The sequence below is a fragment of the Clostridium fessum genome (assembly GCF_027698965.1).
GTDB classification, from domain to species: Bacteria; Bacillota; Clostridia; order Lachnospirales; family Lachnospiraceae; genus Otoolea; species Otoolea fessa.
Genome location: NZ_JAQEQF010000018.1, coordinates 1 through 370, shown reverse-complemented (window position 1 = coordinate 370; position 370 = coordinate 1). Strand labels below are relative to the sequence as shown.

Here is a 370-nt window from a genome sequence, read left to right as displayed (position 1 = left end):
CGTGGGTCTTCAAATTTAAGAAAGACTCTTTTTCAAGTAATGGATGTTCTTATTAAAACAATGCCGCAAGATGATCCTGTATATCAATTCATGGACAGAAAACGTGCCCAGGGTAAACCGTATTATGTTTACATGACTGCAGGCGCTAATAAATTTCTCAGAATTTATTATGGACGAGTGAAGGAATATCTCTGTATTCTTTCTGAGTCAAGCTAATTCAAAACTTTTATTTGCAGACCAGCACTGCTTGTGGTGGTCTTATTTTAGTGCCTAATTTTAACCATGTAAAATTTTATATTTTTTTCCCCATTAAGTCTTGACTTTTTATTTGCAGGCTAAAGTAACGAGAATGCGGTGTGCCGTTTTTCAA

1 pseudogene is annotated in these 370 nt (G+C 35.1%); it reads left to right on the top strand.

Annotated elements, in window-relative coordinates:
* Positions 1 to 216 (top strand): annotated as a pseudogene (locus PG862_RS14290) (IS110 family transposase); the annotation flags it as partial.
* Between the last annotated feature and the right edge of the window lie 154 nt (positions 217 to 370).